This window comes from Pedococcus cremeus (assembly GCF_900111375.1).
Classification (GTDB): domain Bacteria; phylum Actinomycetota; class Actinomycetes; order Actinomycetales; family Dermatophilaceae; genus Pedococcus_A; species Pedococcus_A cremeus.
Genome location: NZ_FOHB01000012.1, coordinates 21,681 through 41,930, shown reverse-complemented (window position 1 = coordinate 41,930; position 20,250 = coordinate 21,681). Strand labels below are relative to the sequence as shown.

The window sequence follows — 20,250 nt, the reverse complement described above, 5'->3', positions numbered from 1 at the left end:
CACGCGAGGACAACTATGGGCTCTGTCATCAAGAAGCGCCGCAAGCGCATGGCGAAGAAGAAGCACCGCAAGCTCCTTCGCAAGACGCGCCACCAGCGTCGCAACAAGAAGTAGGACCACCCGGTCCACGACGAAGGCCCCCGCCTCCAGGTGGGGGCCTTCGTCGTGCTGGGGCATTCATCGTGCGGGGGCCCTACGGTGTGAGCCTGCCAACCTCCGGTGCCATGTTCGGTCAGCCATGGCTAGGCTGGCACGGACCCAGTGGGGTGCTCGACGAACGTGGCGGAAAGGGGTGAGCGGTGGCTGATGTCGTCCTGGTGACCGGCGTCTCCCGCTACCTCGGTGGCCACTTCGCGCGGCGCCTCACGGCCGAACCGTCGGTGTCGCGCGTCATCGGAGTCGACGTCATTCCCCCGCCGCACGACATCGGGCGGGCGGAGTTCGTGCGGGCCGACATCCGCAACCCCATGATCGGCAAGATCATCGCCCAGGCCGAGGTCGACACGGTCGTGCACATGAACGTGATCGCGACGCCGACGCACGCCGGAGGACGCAGCTCCCAGAAGGAGATCAACGTCATCGGCACGATGCAGCTGCTGGCGGCGTGTCAGAAGGCGCCCAGCGTGCGGCGGCTCGTCGTCAAGTCGTCGGCGGCCGTCTACGGCTCGAGCCCGCGCGACCCCGCGATGTTCACCGAGGACATGGGCCCGAAGTCCCTGCCCCGGGCCGGGTTCGGCAAGGACTCGGTGGAGGTCGAGGGCTACGTGCGCGGCTTCTCCCGGCGGCGCCCCGACACCGAGATCACCATGCTGCGGTTCGCCAACATCATCGGCCCCGGCATCCGCACCTCCCTCACCGACTACTTCAGCCTTCCGGTCGTCCCGGTGCCGCTGGGCTTCGACGCCCGGCTGCAGTTCGTCCACGAGGACGACGCGATCGGCGCCCTGCTGCGGGCGACCACCGGCCCCAGCGTGGGCATCACCAACATCGCCGGTGACGGCGTCATCACGGTCGCCCAGGCCGTGGGCATGGCCGGGCGGCCCATCCTGCCCGTGCCGCGGCTCGCGGCCGGCATGCTCGGCAACGCGCTGAAGCGCTCGGGGCTCGCCGACTTCTCGGCCGACCAGCTGCAGTTCCTGGCCTTCGGGCGAGGGCTGGACACGACCCGGATGCGCGAGGTGCTCGGCTTCGAGCCCCGGTGGACGACGCGTGAGGCCTTCGCTGACTTCGCCCGCGGGATCGGTCCGGTGCTGCCCGGCGCCTCCGCCGTGGGGTCCCTGGTGGGTTCGGCCGTGACGGGGGTGGCCGGCGGCGCCGTCCACGCGATCGGGCACCTGCGTGTCCCGGGGAGGAACGACTGATGGCGTCGACAGGCGGTGCCGGGGGCAAGCGCCCGGCAAGGAAGTCGGCAGGGAAGTCGACCGCGAAGTCCCCAGCGAAGTCGACCGCGAAGTCGACGGCACAGTCCTCCGCGAAGTCGACCGCGAAGTCCCCAGCGAAGTCGACGGTCAAGGCGACGAGCCGCAAGGCCGGCGGCGGCGCCCTGGCGGCCGGCGCGGCACGGGCCAGCGGGGAGCGCGCCAAGCGGCGCAGCACCCCCTTGATCGCCGCGGCTCCCGAGCGCCCGGCGCTGGGCGTGGTCTCGTCCATCTCCGACACCGAGCCGAGAGAGACGGTGGCCGCGGAGGCGTCGGCCACGGAGGCGACGGTCGGCGAGACGACGACCGCGAACGCTCCTTCCGGGTCGGCGCCGCAGCGCAAGCCGCACCGACCGCACCCGGTGGCCAAGGCCGTGCCCACCAAGAAGGCCGTCGCGAAGTCCGGCACCCGCACGACAAGGCCGAAGCGCCGTGCCGCCAGCCGCTCCACGGAGGCGCGCCCCGTCGTGGTCGAACCCGCGACTCGCGGGAAGCTGGTCGCGGTGCCCGACGAGAGCGTGCGCGTCGAGACGCCCACCCCGCGCTCACAGCACGTGGCCGTCGCCCCCGGCATCGAGGAGCTGCTCAAGGCGGGCGTCGCCGCCATGCGGGTGGCCGCCGAGGCCATGGGACTGGCGCCCGAGGAGGTCGAGCAGCGAGTCGCCGAGACGCTGTCGTTCGTGCGTCGCCGGCTGACCGGGGACTACATGGTCGACGAGTTCGGCTTCGACGAGGACTTCACCGAGCACGCCTACCTGCCGCTGCTGCGCCCGCTCTACCGGCGGTGGTTCCGGGTCGAGGTCCGAGGCATCGAGAACATCCCCACGCAGGGCGGTGCCCTGGTGGTGGCGAACCACTCCGGCACCATCGCGATGGACTCGCTGATGACCCAGGTGGCGGTGCACGACGAGCACTCGACCCACCGGCACCTGCGCATGCTCGGGGCCGACCTGGTGTTCCAGACGCCGGTCATCGGGCAGGTGGCGCGACGCTCCGGCTCCACCCTGGCGGCCAACCCCGACGCCGAGCGCCTGCTGTCGCAGGGCGAGCTGGTCGGGGTCTGGCCCGAGGGCTTCAAGGGCGTCGGCAAGCCGTTCAGCGAGCGCTACAAGCTCCAGCGCTTCGGCCGGGGCGGCTTCGTCTCCGCGGCGCTGCGCACCGGCGCGCCGATCATCCCCTGCTCCATCGTGGGGGCGGAGGAGATCTACCCGATCATCGGCAACATGCGGACGGTGGCCCGACTGGTCGGGGCGCCCTACGCGCCGATCACCCCGACGTGGCCGCTGCTGGGGCCGCTCGGCCTGGTGCCGCTGCCCAGCAAGTGGATCATCGAGTTCGGGTCACCCGTGGAGACCGCAGACCTCGGGCCGGGTGCCGCCGACGACCCCATGCTGGTCTTCGACCTCACCGACCAGGTGCGCGAGACGATCCAGCAGACCCTCTACTCGTTGCTCATGCAGCGCCGTTCGGTGTTCTTCTAGGCGAGCTCTTCCGAGGCGCGTTCCCCTGCGCGACCTCTGCTTGGCGCGAGCCTCGTGCTAACGGGAACCCAGGAGCCCCAGCGAGTCGAGCGGCACCGACACCGTCGCGGTGACGCCCGGCAGGGTGATACCGCCGAGGGTCGTGTCGGGCACCGTGGCCTGCACGCCGTCGCTGCTGATGCTCGCCGAGGGGAGGGTGGCGTCCACGCCGGGCAGGCCCGGGACCGAGGCGCTCACCGAGGGTCCGTTGAGGTTCGCGCCCCCGGTCGACAGCGTGGCGCCGCCGTTGTCGCCACCGACCACCAGACCGCCGGAACCGGCCGTGAGGCCCGGCGCGGCACCGCTGCCGTCGGGGTCGGCCGTCACGGGGGTGCCGGGCACGGTCACGCCGCCCCCGGCAGCCGGCTGCTCCGCCTTCGGGGCGACCGCGGTGGCGGGGCTCAGGGAGGGGAGGTCGGACGGGCCGGCGCCCACCGGCTTGAGGGTCACGCAGGTCGGGGCGCAGGCCGCCAGCTGCCGCAGGGCGGCGGCATCGGCGTCGGCGAGCAGCGACTCGAGCTCGCCGAGCACGGGCAGGGCCGCGGCGGGGACCTCGGGCCGGAGAGCCTCGACCTGCGGCCTGGTGCGGGCGGCGAAGTCGTGGATCGCGATGAGCGCCTGCGGGTTGCCGGTCCGGTCGAACGCCCGGCCGAGGTCCCGCTGGCCGGCGCGCACGTCGGAGACCGCCTTCTGCAGGGCCTCGACGTACCCGTCGGCGTCCCGCTCGTTGCGGTCGGCCAGCTCGCGCGCCTCGGAGACGTGCTCCTGCGCCTGGGAGAGGTGGGTGAGGCCGCGGTCGAGGTCGGAGCCGGCCATCTGCACCGCCACCGAGTCGAGCCAGCCCTTGACGGGGTAGAGCGTGGAGCCGGGGATGGCGCTGCGCGAGGCCACGCCCACCACGGCGCCCACGACGACCAGCGACGCGGCGACGCCGGCGAGGGCCCGCGGCATACCGCGGCCGACGACGAGGACGACGGGGCCGGAGCGGCGGGGGGAGGTCTCGGTGCGGGTGCGCGCGGCGGCCCGGTCGACGACCGGCAGGGTGGCGGCCTCGGCCTCGAGGCGCTCGCGGAGGGCGGCCACGAACTCGGGGCGGGGCGTGCCGGCTCCGCTGGGAAGGGTGCCCACAGCCTGGGCGGTGCGCACGAGACGAGCCGTCTGCGGGTCGGCCACCTGCTCGCCCTCGAGGGCGCGCTGAAGCCGGTCCGCCGTGCGGCGGGTCATGAGCATGCCGGAACCTCCTCCCCCGACTCGGTCGACGTCTGCCGCCATGAGAACGACGGGTGGGGCAGGAGGTTACGCTCCACGCCGTAGCGGAACGGAACGGCTGTCACGGCGTCACAGGTCCACATCGGCGAGCTCCCGGTGGAGGGCGCGCACCGCGCGGAGCTGGAGCTGCTTGACGGCGCCCTCGCTCTTGCCGAGCACGGCTGCCGTCTCGGCCAGCGTCAGGCCCTGGAGGAACCGCAGCACGACGCACTCGGCCTGCTCCGGCTTGAGGTTCTTGACCGCCTCGAGGAGCCGGGTGTCGCGCAGCCGCTGGAGCACCTCCGCCTCCGGGGCGTCGACGTGCTCGTCGGCGTCGAGCATGTCGGCGGTCGTCACCTCGAGGCGGAAGCGGGCCGACTTGGCGTTGTCGGTGATGAGGTTGCGCGCGATGGTGATGAACCACGCCGCGATGTCGCGGCCCTGCCAGGAGAAGGAGTCCATCCGGCGCAGGGCGCGCAGGAACGTCTCGGAGGTGAGGTCCTCGGCGACCTGGGTGCTGCCGACCCGCACGTAGACGTAGCGGTAGACGACGTCGACGTAGCGCTCGTAGAGCAGCCCGAACGCCTCGGCGTCGCCCTTCTGGGCCAGCTCGACCAGCGCCGAGACCCGCTCGAAGTCCTGGGGTGCCGCGCCCGGGGCGAAGCCGGCCCGGCTGGCTCCGTCACCACCGCCGGCTCCGACGCCCCCACCGGTGACCTCGGCGCCCTCGGCCAGGCTGAGCAGCACGCGCAGCGAGCCCAGCATCTGGGTGGTGGCCCCGGGCAGCCCGTGGTCGCGGGAGCTCGCGGGCCGGTGCGCGTGACCTGCCGGCACCAGGCTCGTTGACCAGGCGGCAGGGAAGGGGCCCCCGGGGAAGCGGGCATGACGACGGGCCGCGATGACACTCGCGACGCGACGGCTGCTCGGCATGCGGATACGACCCACCTCCCGCCGGCCAGTTTCCACGAAATCGCGTGAAATGTCAGGAGAGCCCCGTCCCATCCCGGGTTCCTGGCCTCGTCGGGCCCTGGCCGTCGGCGGGTGGGGCGTGGCCGTCAGCGGCTGGAGCGGCGCCGTGAGGCCGCTGCCGCCAGCGCGCCGGCGAGCGCGGTGGCTCCGGCGGCGGGGATGCCGACCTTGGCCGCCTTGCGGCCGTTGCGGAAGTCGCGGACCCTCCACCCGTGCGCCTTGGCGTGGTGGCGCAGCTTCGCGTCGGGGTTGACGGCGCAGGGATCCCCCACCATCGACAGCATGGGGATGTCGTTGGCCGAGTCGGAGTAGGCCGAGCAGCCGGCGAGGTCGTAGCCCCGCTCGGACGCCAGCGCCTCGATGGCCACCGCCTTGGCCGGTCCGTGCAGGAACTCGCCCACCAGCCGGCCGGTGTAGACGCCGTCGACGCTCTCGGCGACGGTGCCGAGAGCGCCGGTGAGGCCCAGCCGGTCGGCGATCACGGTGGCCACCTCGACGGGGGTCGCGGTGACGAGCCACACGTCGTGCCCGGCGTCGAGGTGGGCCTGCGCGAGCGCGCGGGTGCCGGGCCAGATCTTGTCGACCAACACCTCGTCGTAGATCTCCCGCCCGATGCGGCCGATCTCCTCCACGGTGTGACCGGCGATGAAGCCCAGGGCCTGCTCCCGGATCTGGGCGACGTGCTCGAGGTTCTCGCCGAGGAGGGCGAAGCTGGCCTGCTTCCACAGCATGGCTGCGATGTCGCGCGTGGTGAAGAAGTCGCGCTTCCACAGGCCGCGGGCGAGGTGGAAGATGCTGGCGCCCTGCAGCACCGTGTTGTCGACGTCGAAGAAGGCGGCGGTCTCGGTGCGGGCCGGCTCCGACGCCGGCGGCTCCGACGGCACGGTGACAGCCTCCGCCACCACCTCGCCATCCGGGCCGTACTCGATCATGGTCCAACCCTAGAGTGCGGCGCGGCGGGCGCAGCGCGGCATACAGTTCTGGTGTGGCAGCAACCGGACCGGAGCACCGCGCCCGCATCACCCTCGTCGGGAAGCCGGGCTGCCACCTGTGCGACGACGCGCGCGCGGTGGTCTCCCGGGTGGCCGAGGAGCTCGGCGTCACCTGGGAGGAGTGGTCCATCTCCGACGACCCGGCGCTGGCGGAGGAGTACTGGGAGCAGATCCCGGTGACCTTCGTCGACGGCCGGCAGCACGACTACTGGCGGGTGGACGAGGCGCGGCTGCGAGCGGCGCTCGGCGCCGGACGCTGAGCCTTCGGTGACCTGGCTCACACCCATCCGGCCATGGGGCGGGGCGGACGCTTGTGACTTTGTGCATCGGTTCACAACCGCGTAACCTGACGGTGCTCCCGTCCGCTCCAGCCAGGTGCGGACTCTTCGCATGAGAGGAGCCGGAGAACCCCCTTGTCTGCAGATCCCAGCGCCCGTCGCGGCATTCCTGACGCCACCGTCGCGCGGCTGCCCGAGTACCTCCGTGCGCTGACCGGTCTGGCAGAGCGGGGCATCACGTCCGTCTCCTCGGAGGAGCTCGCCGCGGCGGCCGGAGTCCGGTCGGCCAAGCTGCGCAAGGATCTCTCCTACCTCGGGTCCTACGGCGTGCGCGGCGTCGGCTACGAGGTCGACCACCTCGCCTACCAGATCTCCCGCGAGCTCGGCCTCACCCAGGACTGGCCCGTCGCCATCGTCGGGATGGGCAACCTCGGCCACGCGCTTGCCGCCTACAGCGGCTTCGCCACCCGTGGCTTTCGGGTCGTCGCCCTGCTCGACCAGGACCCGGCCATCGTCGGGCAGGAGATCGCCGGTCTCGCCGTGCAGCCCATGTCGGAGCTCACCGCACTGGTGTCCGAGCAGGGCCTGGCGATCGGCGTCATCGCCACCCCGGCCGCCTCCGCGCAGGACGTGTGCGACGCCCTCGTCGCCGCCGGTGTGCGCTCCATCCTGAACTTCGCGCCCTGCGTCCTCGTCGTCCCGGATGGAGTCGACGTGCGCAAGGTCGACCTCTCCACCGAGCTGCAGATCCTGGCCTTCCACGAGCAGCGCAAGGCGCTCGCCTCGCCGGCCGCGCTGAGAAAGGCGGTGGCCCCGTGAGCCTCGTCGTCCTCGGCCTCTCCCACCACACCGCGCCGCTGTCGCTGCTCGAGTCGGTCTCGCTCGGCGACCCCGGCCGGGTCGACCTCGCCGAGCGGATCGTGGGGCGTGACAACGTCTCCGAGGCCATCGTCGTCTCCACGTGCAACCGCACCGAGGTGTATGCCGAGGCGCACACCTTCCACGGGGCCGTCACCGACATCACCGACAGCCTCGTCGACGTGGCCGGCGTCGACCGGGACGACCTGCGCGAGCACCTCTACGTCCACTACGAGGACCGCGCCATCGCTCACGCCTTCACGGTCGCCTGCGGGCTCGACTCCATGGCCGTCGGTGAGGCGCAGATCCTGGGCCAGATGCGTACGGCCCTGCAGGTCGCGCAGCGGGCCGGGCACGCCGGACCGACGCTGAACAGCCTCTTCCAGCAGGCCCTGCGGGTCGGCAAGCGTGCCCACGCCGAGACGGGTATCGACTCGGTGAGCGTCTCGCTCGTCGAGGCCGGCCTGGGCGTCGTCGAGCGCGAGCTCGGCCCGATGGCGCAGCAGCGCGTGCTCGTCGTGGGCGCCGGCGGCATGAGCTCGCTGGCCGCCACCACGGTCGCGCGGTTCGGCTGCGCCGACCTGGTCATCACGAACCGCACCGCCAGCAAGGCCCAGCGCCTCGCCGAGCGCATCGGCGGAAGGGCCCGCCCCCTCGCCGAGCTGCGCGACGCGGTGGCGGAGGCCGACGTGGTGATCTCGTGCACCGGTTCCACCGGCGTCGTCGTCGACCTCGCCCTCGCCGGTGACGCGCAGGTGGCGCGCGGCGGACGCCCGCAGGTCTACATCGACCTCGCCCTGCCCCACGACGTGGCTTCCGAGGTCGCCTCGCTCACGGGCGTCACCGTCGCCGGCCTCGCCGCGCTCGGTGAGGACCTCAGCGCCGGGGAGACCACCCCGCAGGTGCAGGAGGTCGCCGACCTCGTCATCGCGGAAGTCGCGGCCTACCTGACGACGCGCGCCGCAGAGTCCGTCGCCCCCACGGTCGCGGCCCTGCGCTCGCGGGCGGCGGAGGTCGTCGACAGCGAGCTCGGCCGGCTCGGGCAGCGGCTTCCGGACATGGACGACGCCACGCGTCACGAGGTGCAGCGCGCGGTGCACCGCATCGTCGAGAAGCTGCTCCACACGCCCACGGTGCGCATGAAGGAACGGGCGACCAGCGGGCACGGCGACGACTACGCCCAGGCGCTGCGCGAGCTGTTCGACCTCGGACCCGGCGAGACCGCCGCCGTCTCCGTGCCGCCGCGGGAGCGAGGGGGTATGCCGTGACCACTCCGACCATGACGTCGCGAACCGTGACCCGCACCCTCCGTCTCGGCACCCGCCGCAGCGCCCTCGCCACCACCCAGTCCGGGTGGGTGGCCGACCTGCTGCGCGCCCGCGGCCACCGGGTGGAGCTCGTGGAGATCGTCACCGAGGGCGACGTCAACGCCGCGCCGCTCGCGACCCTGGGTGGCACCGGCGTCTTCGCCGCGGCCATCCGCAAGTCACTGCTCGCCGGCGAGGTCGACCTCGCCGTGCACTCCCTCAAGGACCTGCCGACGACGCCGGAGCCCGGCCTCGTGGTGGCCGCGATCCCGCAGCGCGAGGACCCGCGCGACGCCCTCGTGGCCCGCGACGGCCTCACCCTGGGCGAGCTGCCCACCGGCTCGGTGGTCGGCACCGGCTCGCCGCGTCGGGTCGCCCAGCTCGCCGCGCTCGGCCTGGGCCTGGAGCTGAAGGACATCCGCGGCAACGTCGACACCCGCATCGGGCTGACCCGCTCCGGTACCTGCGACGCGGTCGTGCTCGCCCGCGCCGGCCTGGCCCGCCTCGGCCGCCTCGACGAGATCACCGAGACCCTCGACCCGCTGCAGATGCTGCCGGCCCCGGGCCAGGGCGCGCTGGCGGTCGAGTGCCGCGCCGACGACGCCGAGGTGGTCGCACTGCTGTCCGAGGTCGACGACGCCGACACACGTGCGTGCGTCACCGCGGAGCGCAGCCTCCTCGCCACCCTCGAGGCGGGCTGCTCCGCCCCGGTGGGCGCCCTCGCCGAGGTCGTCGAGGGCGAGGACGGCCTGGAGCTCTCCCTGCGTGCGTTCGTCGGGTCCACCGACGGCTCCGTCGAGCTGCGCCGCTCGCTCGTCGGCCCCGTGGCCGCCCCCGAGCGGCTGGGCGCCGACCTCGCGGCAGTCCTCCTCGAGGACGGTGCCGAACACCTGACGGGTCCAGAGGAGCGGCCCCCAGCCACCGCGCACACGCACTGGGACCCAGACCCAGCCGAGGCGACCGGAGACAGGCCTCCGCTCGCCGCCCCCACCGACTCCCGTCCAGAACCAACCGCCACGGAGCGTGCAACGTGAGCCCCTCGCGCTCGAAGTCCGCCACCCCCACCGGAGCGAACTCCGCCACCTCGACCACCGGTTCCGCCACCACGAGCGCCGGCCGCCAGCCCGGCCGGGTCGCCTTCGTCGGCGCCGGCCCCGGTGACGCCGGTCTGATGACCGTGCGCGCGGTCGAGTACCTCGCCGCCGCGGACGTCGTCGTCATCGACCAGCTCAGCCGTGAGGACGTCGTTGCGCGCTACTGCCGCGACGACGTCGAGGTGGTCGACGCCGGTCACGGCGACCACGGCCAGCCGCTGACCCACGCGATGCGCGCCAAGCTCGTCGTCAAGGCCGCCAAGGCCACCAAGGGCGGGCTCGTCGTGCGCCTCATGGACGGCGACCCCGGCTTCTTCAACGGTCTCGCCGAGGAGGCGCTGGCCCTGCGCAAGGCCGGTCTCGGCTTCGACGTGGTGCCGGGCGTCAGTGCGGTCTCGGCCGTGCCGACCTACGCCGGCGTCCCGCTGACCTCCAGCACCTCGCAGGCGGTGCACGTCGTGGCCGCCAACGACCGCAAGGTCGACTGGTCGGCGTCGGTCTCCGACCACGTCACCGTCGTGCTGCTCGGTGCTCCCGAGGACCTCGGTGAGTCCCTCGCGAAGCTGCTGGAGGCCGGTCGCTCGGCCGACACCCCGGTGGCTCTCACGGAGCGAGGCACCACCATCCGCCAGTCCACCCGCAGCACCACCCTCGGTGAGGTCGCCGGCGTCATGAAGGACGTCGAGTTCCCCGCCCTCGCGGTGGTGGGCGCGACGGTGGCGCTGCGCGACCAGCTGTCGTGGTTCGAGTCCAAGCCGCTGTTCGGCTGGAACATCCTGGTGCCCCGCACCAAGGAGCAGTCCGGCACCACGATCGCCCGGCTGGCCTCCTACGGCGCCACGGCCGAGGTCGTGCCCACCATCAGCGTCGAGCCGCCGCGCACGCCGCAGCAGATGGAGCGGGCGGTCAAGGGCCTGGTCACCGGACGCTACGAGTGGGTGGGCTTCACCTCGGTCAACGCGGTGAAGGCCGTGCGCGAGAAGTTCGCCGAGTTCGGCCTCGACGCCCGCGCGTTCGCCGGCCTCAAGATCGCCGCCGTGGGCGGCGTGACCGCCGGTGCCCTGCGCGAGTGGGGTCTCGAGCCCGACCTCGTCCCCACCGGCGAGCAGTCCGCGCTGGGCCTGCTCGAGGCGTGGCCGCCCTTCGACGAGGTGCTCGACCCGATCAACCGGGTCTTCCTCCCGCGCGCCGACATCGCGACGGACACCCTCGTCGCCGGCCTGCAGAACATGGGCTGGGAGGTCGACGACGTGACGGCCTACCGCACCGTCCGGGCCGCCCCGCCCGCCGCGCCCGTGCGCGAGGCCATCAAGGGCGGGCAGTTCGACGCGGTGGTCTTCACCTCCTCGTCGACGGTGCGCAACCTCGTCGGCATCGCCGGCAAGCCGCACCCGTCCACGGTCATCGCGTGCATCGGCCCGGCCACGGCCAAGACCGCCGAGGAGCACGGCCTGCGGGTCGACGTGCTGGCGCCGGAGGCCTCCTCCAACGCGCTGGTCGACGCCCTCGCCGACTACGGCCTCGGCCTTGCCGCGGCAGCCGCGGAGGCGGGTGAGCCGGTGCTCCGGCCCAGCGCCAAGCGCGCCGCGTCGCGGCGTCGGGCCAAGTAGTGTCGCCGCGTCCCGGCGTGCCGGGCCCGGTCGTCCGCCCACGGCGGCTCCGCCAGTCGGCAGCGGTGCGACGCCTCGTCGCCGAGACGCGGCTGCACCCCGCTGAGCTGGTGCTGCCCGTCTTCGTGAAGGAGGGCGCCCGCGAGCCGGTGGCCATCGGCGCCATGCCCGGCGTCGTCCAGCACTCCCTCGAGTCGGTGGTCGAGGTCGCCCGCGAGGCGGTCGAGGCCGGCATCGGCGGCCTGATGCTCTTCGGCGTGCCCGAGGAAAAGGACGCCACCGGCACCGGTGCCGACGACCCCGAGGGCATCCTCAACGTCGCCATCGAGGCGGTCGTCGACGCGGTGGGCGACCGGACGGTCGTCATGGCCGACCTGTGCCTCGACGAGTTCACCGACCACGGCCACTGCGGCGTGCTCGACCGCGAGGGGCGCGTCGACAACGACGCCACCCTCGAGCGGTATGCCGCGATGGCCCTCGCGCAGGCCCGTGCCGGCGCCCCCGTGCTCGGCCTCTCGGGGATGATGGACGGCCAGGTCGGCCACGTCCGCGAGGCGCTCGACGCCGCCGGCTTCACCGACACGATCATCTTGGCCTACTCGGCGAAGTACACCTCCGGGCTGTACGGCCCCTTCCGCGAGGCCGTGGAGTCCTCGCTGGAGGGCGACCGCAACACCTACCAGCAGGACCCGGCCAACGCGACGGAGTCGGTGCGCGAGCTCGAGCTCGACATCGCCGAGGGCGCCGACATCGTCATGGTCAAGCCCGCGACGCCGCACCTCGACATCATCCGCGCCGCCGCGGAGATGTCGCCGGTTCCCGTTGCGGCGTACCAGATCTCGGGCGAGTACGCCCAGATCGAGGCGGCCTCCGCCAACGGCTGGATCAACCGCGAGCGGGCCATCCTGGAGTCGCTGCTCGGCATCCGCCGCGCCGGTGCGCAGATCATCCTGACCTACTACGCGCTCGAGGCCGCCGCGCTCCTGCGCCGGTGACCTGCGGGACGCCCGCTCACCCGCACGGGTGAGCGGGCGGCATACCGCTGGGCGTCAGCGGCGGCTGCGTCCTCCGCCGAACACCGCGTCCACCAAGGGGATCCGCGCGCGGTAGCCGCGCAGCAGCTCGCGCGCCACGGTGACCGAATCGACCAGCGGGTGCAGGGCGAAGGCCTGCACCGCGCGGCGCTCCGACCCCGTGGTGGCCGCCTCGATGACGAGCCGGTCGACGGCCTTGACCTGCTGCACCAGCCCGAGCGGGTGGCCCTCGAGCGGGCTCGTCGGCAGGGGATGGGGGCCGTCGGCGTCGACCGTGCAGGGCACCTCGACCACGGCGTCGGCGGGGAGGCCGGCGAGCGTGGAACCGTTGCGGACGTTGAGGATGAGCGTCGCCGGCTCGCCCCGGGAGATGGCCGCCATGATGGCCAGGGCGACCCCCTCGTAGCCGCCGCCCTGGACGTCCTGCTCGTCGCGCTCCTCGCCCTCGTCGCGTGCCTCGCGCATGTAGGTGGCGTTGCGTTCCATGCGCACTCGGTCCCACTCCGCCAGCGCGTGGTCCGGGCCGCTCGCGAGCGCGTCGTAGAACGAGCGCTGCTGCTGCACGAGGTACTCGCCGCGGGTCTGCTCGCTGCTGCGGATCGAGGCGACCGCGTCGCGGGTGAAGTAGTAGTAGTAGAGGTACTCGTTGGGGATCGAGCCCAGCGTGCGCAGCCATTCCGCGCCGAACAGCTGGCCCTCCTCGGTGGTGGCCAGGCGCGCGTCGTCCTCGAGCAGGGCCGGCACGAGGTTGCGCCCCTCGTGGTGGACGCCGCGCAGCCAGCCGAGGTGGTTGAGGCCGACGTAGTCGATGGTCGTGGCTGCGGGGTCGACCCCCATGGTGGCGGCCACCCGCCTGGCGGCGCCGATGGGGGAGTCGCAGATGCCGACCACGCGCGCGCCGAGCACCGACTGCATGGCCTCGGTGATCATGCCGGCCGGGTTGGTGAAGTTGATGACCCACGCGTCGGGCGCGACCGCCCGGACCCGCTCGGCCACGTGGAGGGCGACGGGCACGGTGCGCAGGCCGTAGGAGATGCCGCCCGGCCCGGTGGTCTCCTGGCCCAGGAGGCCGAGGTCGAGCGCGACCCGCTCGTCGGCAGTGCGGCCCTCGAGACCGCCCACGCGGATGGCGGAGAAGACGAAGTCGGAGCCCGCGAGCGCCTCGTCGAGGTCGTCGGTGGTGTGCACGGCGGGGGCGTCGGGGTGGTCGGCCGCGAGCTGGGCGAGCACCCGGGCGATGGCGTCGAGCCGGCTCTGGTCGACGTCGTGCAACCAGACCTCGTCGACCCGGCGCTCGTGGCGGTCGGTGAGCAGCGCGCCGTAGACGAGCGGGGTGCGGAACCCGCCGCCCCCCAGGATTGCGAGCCTCATGCGTACAGCACCTCCGTGCCCGCCTCGCGGCAGACGGTGATCGTGTCGGGGTCGGCACCCTCGTTGGTGACGACGACGTCGACCTCGCCGGCGCCACACACGCGCAGGGTGCCGGTGCCGGGGAACTTGTGCCGGTCGACGAGCAGCACCGAGCGGTCGGCGGCTTGCAGCAGGGCGCGCTTGACGGGCACCTCCACCATGGTGGTGTCAAGCACCGTGCCGTCGCCCCGCACGCCGCTGGCGCCGAGGAAGACGTGGCTGCCGTGCACCTGCCGAAGGGCGTCCTCGGTGAGCGCGCCCACGAGGGAGTGGTAGTGGCGTCGCACCATGCCGCCGAGGAGCACCAGCTCGACGTCGTCGTCGTCCCGCAGCACGTCGAGCACGGCCAGGCTGGCCGTCACCACGGTGACGGGCCGGCCCCGCAGGGCGCGGGCCAGCATCATGGTGGTCGTCCCGATGTCGAGGATGACGCAGTCTCCGTCCGCGACCAGGCCGGCGGCGCGGGCGGCCACGGCCGCCTTGTGCGCAGCGTCGCTGGCCGCCACCTCGGCGAATCCGCGGGTCGCGTCGGCGTCCGGGCCGTCGAGGGCGACCGCCCCGCCGTGCACGCGGCGCAGCGCCCCCTGGCGCTCGAGCTCGACGAGGTCGCGCCGCACGGTCGCCGCGCTCACGTCGCAGAGCGCGGCGAGCTCCTCGGTGGTCGCCATCCCCTGCGCCGTGAGGCGACCGAGGATGGAGCGCTGCCGGGGTACCCGCATGGCAGGCCACTGTACGCGCAGTTGTGTGCAGGGCACGCGCGTTCCTGCACGTTTCTGCGCGATTGTGCTTGTCAGTCGCCGGTGAGGCGGTGCATGCTGGCCCGCATGGCGGATCAGGTGTTCGACCCCCTGGCGTCCCTGCGCGCCCCGGGAGACCCGGACATCGACGTGCTCGTCTGGGGCACAGTCTTCCTCGACATCATCTTCACCGGGCTGAAGCGGCTCCCCGAGGGCGGCGAGGAGGTCTGGGCCGACGGCATGGGCTCGTGCCCCGGCGGCATCGCGAACCTCGCCGTGGCCGCCCGGCGGCTCGGCCTGCGCACCTCGCTGGCGGCCGCCTTCGGTGACGACGCCTACGGCGACTTCTGCTGGGAGACCCTGGAGGCCTTCGAGCACATCGACCTCAGCCGCTCGCGCCGCTTCGAGGGGTGGCACTCGCCCGTGACGATCTCGATGGCGGTGGACCGCGACCGCGGGATGGTCAGCCACGGCCACCCGGCCCCGGTGGGGGCGACCGAGCTCATCGGCCGGCCGCCCCGAGCCCGGGCCGTGATGGCCTCGCTCGGCGAGGGCGAGGGCGTCATCGGCCGCGACGAGCCGACCTGGGTGCAGCTCGCACGCGACGAGGGCGCCCTGGTGTTCGCCGACGTGGGCTGGGACCCCACCGGCACGTGGCCCCGCGAGGTGCTCGACCAGCTCGAGGTGTGCCACGGCTTCCTGCCCAACGCCGGCGAGGCCATGGCCTACACCCGTTCAGCCACCCCCACCGAGGCGCTCTACGCGCTCGCCGACCTCGTGCCGCTCGCCGTCGTCACCAACGGAGAGAACGGTGCCATGGCGATCGACTCCTCGACGGGGGAGGAGGCGGTGGTGCCGGCCCTGCGCGTCAACGCCCTCGACCCCACCGGCGCCGGCGACGTCTTCGGCGCCTCCATCGTGCTGGGCACCATCGCGGGCTGGCCGCTCCAGCAGCGCCTGGCGTTCGCGGCCCTGTGCTCGTCGCTGGCGGTGCAGCAGTTCGGCGGCTCGTTGGCGGCGCCGGGCTGGGGCGACCTCGCCGACTGGTGGGCCCAGCAGAAGGCGAGGACGGACTCCAGCTCCTACCACCGCTCGCTGCTGCGCCGGTACGCCTTCCTCGACGACCTCGTCCCGAACGTCCCGCTGGGGGTCGGGCGACGGGCGAGTGCGACGATTGCGCGCCACGCCGACATCGCGGGCACCTGATGCCCTGCGCACTGAAGCTGTGCCGGCCGGCCACTTCCGGACGGATGCTGTGATGGAACGACACGGACTGTCACTGGGACCACACGAGGAGCTGTCATGAGGAGCCGACCCACCACCCTGCTCGCCGCCGCGGGACTGATCGGCGCCGTGGCGCTGTCGGCCTGCGCCCCGGGCTCGAACTCCGACAGCGGGAAGTCCTCCGCGCCCACGGGCCAGGTGAGCACCGACCCCTCGAAGATGGGCGACGTCACCCTCACCGTCTGGGACCAGGAGATCCGCGGCGGCCAGAAGGCGCAGATCACCGAGCTCAACAAGGAGTTCCAGGCGAAGTACCCGAACATCAAGCTGGACCGGGTCTCCCGCTCCACCGACGACCTCAACACCACGCTGAAGCTGGCGCTGTCGGGCAACACGCCCCCGGACGTCTTCCAGGCCAACAACGGCCGCCCGCAGATGGGCTCCTTCGTGAAGGCCGGCCAGCTGGTGCCGCTGGACCGGTATGCCGACGCGTACGGCTGGAAGGACCGCTACCCCGAGTCGGTGCGCCAGTACTCGTCGTACTCGACCGACGGCAAGACCTTCGGCACCGGCAGCCTCTACGGCCTGCCGCAGGTCGGTGAGGTCGTGGGCATCTACGTCAACAAGGCCAAGCTCCAGAAGGCCGGCGTGAGCATGCCCCAGACCTGGGACCAGTTCCAGCAGAGCCTGGCCACCCTCAAGGCCAAGGGCGAGCTGCCCCTGGTGCTCGGCAACCTGGACAAGTGGCCGGCCATCCACGTCTTCGGAACGGTGCAGGCGCAGAACGTGCAGCCCGACGCCATCCGCAAGCTCGGCTTCGGCCAGAAGGGCGGCTCCTGGACCACGCCGGAGAACACCAAGGCCGCGCAGACGCTGGTCGACTGGGTCGACAAGGGCTACCTCTCCAAGGACGTCAACGGCCTCGGCTACGACCCGGCCTGGCAGGGGTTCGCCAAGGGCAAGGGCGTCTACCTCATCGCCGGCACCTGGCTGCAGGCCGACCTCGGCAAGCAGATGGGCAACGACGTGACGTTCGTGCTGCCGCCCTCCGCGTCCGGCAGCCCCGCCGCCACCGGCGGCACCGGCATCCCGTGGGCCATCTCGAGCAAGAGCAAGCACCCGGACGCCGCCGCGGCATACATCAACTTCATCACCAGCAAGGACGCGATGGCGGTGCTCGCGAAGACCGACAACCTCCCGATCGCCGACACGGCCGCGCAGCAGGCACCGAACGCGCTCGGCAAGGACGTGTTCGCGGCCTTCGGCACCGCGGTGCAGAAGAACGCCTTGGTGCCCTACCTCGACTACGCGACGCCGACGATGTCGGACACGATCGGCGCGGCCCTGCAGGACCTGCTGGCGAAGAAGGCCACGCCGCAGCAGTTCCTCGACACGCTCGAGAAGGACTACAGCTCGTTCGTGTCGTCGAACCAGTGAGCACCCAGCAGGTCGCGCGCGCTCGGCGGACTTCCACGTCGCCGGCGCGCGCGCGGACCCGCAGCGCCGGGCCGCCGGGGGAGCCGCGCAGGATCGCCTACCTCTACCTGCTGCCGGCGTTCCTCGTGTATGCCGCGTTCCTGCTCTACCCGCTCGGGCGTGCCGTGCAGATCTCGCTGTACGACTGGGACGGCAACACCCTCGCGACCTGGGCGGGGCTCGACAACTACGCCGAGGTGGTGACCGACCCCGCCCTGCGGGCGGCGTTCGGGCACGCGCTGGTGCTGGTGTTCTTCTACGCCGTCCTGCCGCTGGTGGTCGGCCTGGGGCTCGCCTCGATCCTCAACCGGGCCCGGGTGCGCGGCCTGCCGTTCTTCCGCACGGTGATCTTCCTGCCGCAGGTGGTCGCCATGGTCGTGATCGGTGTCGCATGGCGCCGGCTCTACGCCCCCGACGGCAGCGTCAACGACCTGCTCCGGGCGGTCGGGCTCGACTCGCTGGCCCGCGGCTGGCTCGGCGACTACACCGCGGCGCTGCCGGCCGTCGGCTTCATCGGCACCTGGTTCGAGATCGGCCTCGTGACCGTGCTGCTGCTGGCCGGCATGGGCCGGATCCCCGGCGAGCTGTACGAGGCGGCCCGGCTCGACGGAGCCGGGCCGGTGCGCGAGTTCTTCGCCGTCACGCTGCCGTCGGTGCGCGGCGAGATCGCGGTGGCCCTCACGCTGACCGTCATCGCCGCGCTGCGCACCTTCGACCTCGTCTACATCACGACCCGCGGCGGGCCCGGGCAGAGCACGTCGGTGCCCTCGTTCGAGGTCTACAACCGCGCCTTCCAGCAGGGCCGTGTCGGCTCGGCGGCCGCGGTCGCGGTGGTGCTGACCCTCATCATCTTCGTGATCTCGTTCGGCATCACCCGGGTCGCGGAGCGGGAGGGCGCATGAGGGTCAGCCGGGGCGAGCGGCTTGCCAACTACGCCATCCTCATCGCCTTCGCGGTGTTCGCCCTCTACCCGGTGCTGACCATCGTCGTCGCGGCCCTCGGCCCCGACGACGCGGCCGGCGGCCAGGTCGGCGGCGGGGTGCTCGGCCTGCACCCGGAGAACTTCGCCAAGGCCTGGCAGGACGGCCACTTCGGCAGCTACCTGCGCACCAGCGTCGTGGTCTCGGCGACCGTGGTGGTGATCAGCGTGACGCTGTCGATCCTGAGCGGCTTCGCGTTCGGCACCATGCGCTTCCCGGGCTCGACGGTGCTGTTCTACGTCTTCCTGCTCGGGATCATGATGCCGAGCGAGGCGGTCGTCGTGCCGCTCTACTTCGACCTCCGCACGCTGGGCCTGACCGACACCCTGTGGGCCGTCGTGCTGCCGCAGGTCGCGCAGTCGGTGGCGTTCGGCACGTTCTGGATGCGGGCCTACTTCCGCACCAGCAGCCGCTCGCTCGTCGAGGCGGCCCGGCTCGACGGGGCATCGACCCGCCGCATCCTGTGGAGCGTGCTCGTGCCGCTGGCGCGTCCGGCGATCGTGACGCTCACCGTGCTGGTGTTCATGTGGACCTGGAACGAGTTCCTCATCCCGCTGGTCATGGTGATCTCCGAGTCGCTGCGCACCGCGCCGCTCGGCCTGGCCTTCTTCCAGGGCCAGTACACCCAGGGCTTCACCCTGCTCGCCGCCGGCGCCTGCATCGTCGCGACGCCGGTGGTCCTGCTCTACCTGTTCCTGCAGCGCCACTTCATCGCCGGGATGCTGGAAGGCGCCGTCCGCGAGTAGCCCGCTCACGGCATACGCGACAGTGCCGTGGGTCCACCGGCGGACACGACGAGAGGGCGGTTCCCCGTGGGGGAACCGCCCTCTTCGCGCGCTGTGCTCTGAGTCTCCGAAGAGAGGGGGCTCAGGCGGTCTTGAGCAGCTGGACCTCGAGCTTGATCTTGATCTTCTCGGAGACGAGCACGCCGCCACCCTCGAGGGCGACGTTCCACTCCAGGCCCCAGTCCTTGCGGTTGATCTCGGTCTCGGCCTCGAAGCCGGCCTTGGTGTTGCCCCACGGGTCGGTGGCGACGCCGCCGAACTCCAGGTCGAACTCGACCGGACGGGTGACGCCCTTGATGGTCAGGTCGCCCTTCAGGGTGTCCTCGGAGACCTCGGTGGAGACGAAGGTCATCTCCGGGTTGTTCTCCACGTCGAAGAAGTCGGCGCTCTTGAGGTGGGCGTCGCGGTCGGCGGAGCCGGTGTCGACGGAGGCCAGCTTGACGGAGGCCTGCACGTGCGAGGCGGAGAAGGGCTCGGCCACGGTCACGGTGCCCTCGACGTCGGTGAACTTGCCGCGGACCTTGGTCACCATGAGGTGGCGGGCGGTGAAGCCGACCTCGGTGTGCGAGGCGTCGACGGTCCAGGTGCCGGTGGGGAGCAGGGTGGTGTTGGCGGTGGTGGTCATGCGATCTCCTACGAGGCTGCGGGGTGGTGGTGAAGGAGGGGTTCCTTCGCTGTCACGGGGTACAACATAGCAATGATCGTTTATATTTCAACTATGTGCAGCCCGTGGGATACTGAGGACATGTCCGAGACCGTCGACACCCTCGACACCTCCGTCGAGCCCCGCTGGCTCACCGCCGAGGAGCAGCACGCCTGGCGCTCGTACCTCCGTGGGAGCCGGCTGCTGGAGGCTGCGCTCGACAAGGACCTGCAGTCCCACGGCGTGCAGCTGTCCGAGTACGAGATCATCTCGATGCTCTCCGAGGCGGAGGCCCGTCGGCTGCGCATGTCGAGCCTGGCCGACCTCGTGGTGCAGTCGCGCAGCCGGCTGACCCACACCGCCGCCCGGCTGGAGCGCCGCGGCTGGGTGCGCCGCGAGTCGTGCCTCGAGGACCGCCGCGGCGTCGAGCTCGTGCTCACCGACGAGGGCTGGCAGGCCGTGCAGGACATGGCCCGCGTGCACGTCGAGAGCGTGCGTCGCCACCTCGTCGACACCATGCCGCCCGAGCTGTTCGCCGCCCTCGGCACCGCCATGGACGCCATCTCGGCCGGGATCCTGCGCAGCGGCGCCGCCGAGGCGCCCGAGGGCGGCACCATGGCGTCCTCGCTGCGCTGAGAGGCGCCTGAGGGGGCGGTCAGGCCACACA

Annotated in this window: 20 protein-coding genes; 14 read left to right on the top strand and 6 right to left on the bottom strand. The window is 72.5% G+C overall.

The window, feature by feature from the left end; genetic code table 11:
• Positions 1-15: 15 nt before the first annotated feature.
• From BMW78_RS18915 to BMW78_RS18905, 3 genes are all read left to right on the top strand, one after another.
• On the top strand, positions 16-114 hold the full coding sequence (locus BMW78_RS18915; RefSeq protein ID WP_003792170.1) for a 30S ribosomal protein bS22: 99 nt from the start codon (positions 16-18) through the stop codon (positions 112-114).
• 185 nt (positions 115-299) lie between these two features.
• Positions 300-1,361: an SDR family oxidoreductase gene (locus BMW78_RS18910; protein ID WP_091762907.1), complete on the top strand. Its 1,062-nt coding sequence runs from the start codon at positions 300-302 to the stop codon at positions 1,359-1,361.
• Entirely contained in the window at positions 1,361-2,899 is a 1,539-nt protein-coding gene (locus BMW78_RS18905) for a 1-acyl-sn-glycerol-3-phosphate acyltransferase (protein ID WP_091762905.1), read from the top strand. Before BMW78_RS18910 ends, BMW78_RS18905 begins: the two co-directional genes overlap by 1 nt.
• 57 nt (positions 2,900-2,956) lie before the next feature.
• Here BMW78_RS18905 and BMW78_RS18900 read toward each other — a convergent pair whose 3' ends face one another.
• The 3 genes from BMW78_RS18900 to BMW78_RS18890 all read right to left on the bottom strand — a co-directional run bounded on the left by BMW78_RS18900 (position 2,957) and on the right by BMW78_RS18890 (position 6,087).
• Positions 2,957-4,168, bottom strand: a complete 1,212-nt coding sequence (locus BMW78_RS18900) for a DUF5667 domain-containing protein (RefSeq protein ID WP_091762903.1) — start codon at positions 4,166-4,168, stop codon at positions 2,957-2,959.
• Positions 4,169-4,276: 108 nt separating this feature from the next.
• Complete coding sequence (locus BMW78_RS18895) at positions 4,277-5,020, bottom strand: sigma-70 family RNA polymerase sigma factor (protein ID WP_245735997.1); 744 nt, start codon at positions 5,018-5,020, stop codon at positions 4,277-4,279.
• Between the two features lie 221 nt (positions 5,021-5,241).
• Complete coding sequence (locus BMW78_RS18890; protein ID WP_091762899.1) at positions 5,242-6,087, bottom strand: HAD family hydrolase; 846 nt, start codon at positions 6,085-6,087, stop codon at positions 5,242-5,244.
• A 53-nt stretch (positions 6,088-6,140) separates the two neighbouring features.
• Between BMW78_RS18890 and BMW78_RS18885 the strand changes: the two genes are divergently transcribed.
• The 6 genes from BMW78_RS18885 to hemB all read left to right on the top strand — a co-directional run bounded on the left by BMW78_RS18885 (position 6,141) and on the right by hemB (position 12,289).
• Positions 6,141-6,407: a glutaredoxin family protein gene (locus BMW78_RS18885; RefSeq protein WP_091762897.1), complete on the top strand. Its 267-nt coding sequence runs from the start codon at positions 6,141-6,143 to the stop codon at positions 6,405-6,407.
• A gap of 153 nt (positions 6,408-6,560) precedes the next feature.
• Positions 6,561-7,244 carry a redox-sensing transcriptional repressor Rex gene (locus BMW78_RS18880; RefSeq protein WP_091762895.1) on the top strand — a complete coding sequence of 228 codons (684 nt, stop codon included), beginning with the start codon at positions 6,561-6,563 and terminating at the stop codon, positions 7,242-7,244.
• On the top strand, positions 7,241-8,551 hold the full coding sequence (locus tag BMW78_RS18875; protein ID WP_091762893.1) for a glutamyl-tRNA reductase: 1,311 nt from the start codon (positions 7,241-7,243) through the stop codon (positions 8,549-8,551). Before BMW78_RS18880 ends, BMW78_RS18875 begins: the two co-directional genes overlap by 4 nt.
• 11 nt (positions 8,552-8,562) lie before the next feature.
• Positions 8,563-9,624: a hydroxymethylbilane synthase gene (gene hemC / locus BMW78_RS18870; protein ID WP_091762990.1), complete on the top strand. Its 1,062-nt coding sequence runs from the start codon at positions 8,563-8,565 to the stop codon at positions 9,622-9,624.
• Complete coding sequence (locus BMW78_RS18865; RefSeq protein ID WP_281247104.1) at positions 9,621-11,294, top strand: bifunctional uroporphyrinogen-III C-methyltransferase/uroporphyrinogen-III synthase; 1,674 nt, start codon at positions 9,621-9,623, stop codon at positions 11,292-11,294. The genes hemC and BMW78_RS18865 overlap by 4 nt, the downstream gene beginning before the upstream one ends.
• 17 nt (positions 11,295-11,311) lie before the next feature.
• A complete protein-coding gene (gene hemB / locus BMW78_RS18860; protein WP_091762987.1) occupies positions 11,312-12,289 on the top strand; it encodes a porphobilinogen synthase in 978 nt (325 codons plus the stop codon).
• Between the two features lie 54 nt (positions 12,290-12,343).
• On the opposite strand, the gene BMW78_RS18855 is transcribed toward hemB, so the two are convergent.
• Together BMW78_RS18855 and BMW78_RS18850 are read right to left on the bottom strand one after the other, a co-directional pair.
• Positions 12,344-13,699 (bottom strand): 6-phospho-beta-glucosidase, encoded by a 1,356-nt coding sequence (locus tag BMW78_RS18855; RefSeq protein ID WP_091762891.1) that lies wholly within the window; start codon positions 13,697-13,699, stop codon positions 12,344-12,346.
• Positions 13,696-14,457 (bottom strand): DeoR/GlpR family DNA-binding transcription regulator, encoded by a 762-nt coding sequence (locus BMW78_RS18850; protein WP_091762889.1) that lies wholly within the window; start codon positions 14,455-14,457, stop codon positions 13,696-13,698. Before BMW78_RS18850 ends, BMW78_RS18855 begins: the two co-directional genes overlap by 4 nt.
• 105 nt (positions 14,458-14,562) lie before the next feature.
• On the opposite strand from BMW78_RS18850, the gene BMW78_RS18845 reads away from it, so the two are divergent.
• The 4 genes from BMW78_RS18845 to BMW78_RS18830 all read left to right on the top strand — a co-directional run bounded on the left by BMW78_RS18845 (position 14,563) and on the right by BMW78_RS18830 (position 18,901).
• Entirely contained in the window at positions 14,563-15,681 is a 1,119-nt protein-coding gene (locus BMW78_RS18845) for a carbohydrate kinase family protein (protein ID WP_091762985.1), read from the top strand.
• Positions 15,682-15,777: 96 nt separating this feature from the next.
• On the top strand, positions 15,778-17,136 hold the full coding sequence (locus tag BMW78_RS18840) for an ABC transporter substrate-binding protein (protein WP_091762887.1): 1,359 nt from the start codon (positions 15,778-15,780) through the stop codon (positions 17,134-17,136).
• Between the two features lie 92 nt (positions 17,137-17,228).
• Positions 17,229-18,077 carry a carbohydrate ABC transporter permease gene (locus tag BMW78_RS18835; protein ID WP_091762983.1) on the top strand — a complete coding sequence of 283 codons (849 nt, stop codon included), beginning with the start codon at positions 17,229-17,231 and terminating at the stop codon, positions 18,075-18,077.
• On the top strand, positions 18,074-18,901 hold the full coding sequence (locus tag BMW78_RS18830) for a carbohydrate ABC transporter permease (protein ID WP_091762885.1): 828 nt from the start codon (positions 18,074-18,076) through the stop codon (positions 18,899-18,901). The genes BMW78_RS18835 and BMW78_RS18830 overlap by 4 nt, the downstream gene beginning before the upstream one ends.
• A gap of 121 nt (positions 18,902-19,022) precedes the next feature.
• Here BMW78_RS18830 and BMW78_RS18825 read toward each other — a convergent pair whose 3' ends face one another.
• The gene (locus tag BMW78_RS18825; RefSeq protein WP_091762883.1) at positions 19,023-19,565 is read right to left on the bottom strand and encodes a YceI family protein; all 543 of its coding nucleotides are present in this window, start codon (positions 19,563-19,565) and stop codon (positions 19,023-19,025) included.
• 120 nt (positions 19,566-19,685) lie between these two features.
• Between BMW78_RS18825 and BMW78_RS18820 the strand changes: the two genes are divergently transcribed.
• A complete protein-coding gene (locus BMW78_RS18820) occupies positions 19,686-20,219 on the top strand; it encodes a MarR family winged helix-turn-helix transcriptional regulator (protein WP_091762881.1) in 534 nt (177 codons plus the stop codon).
• Positions 20,220-20,250 lie beyond the last annotated feature (31 nt).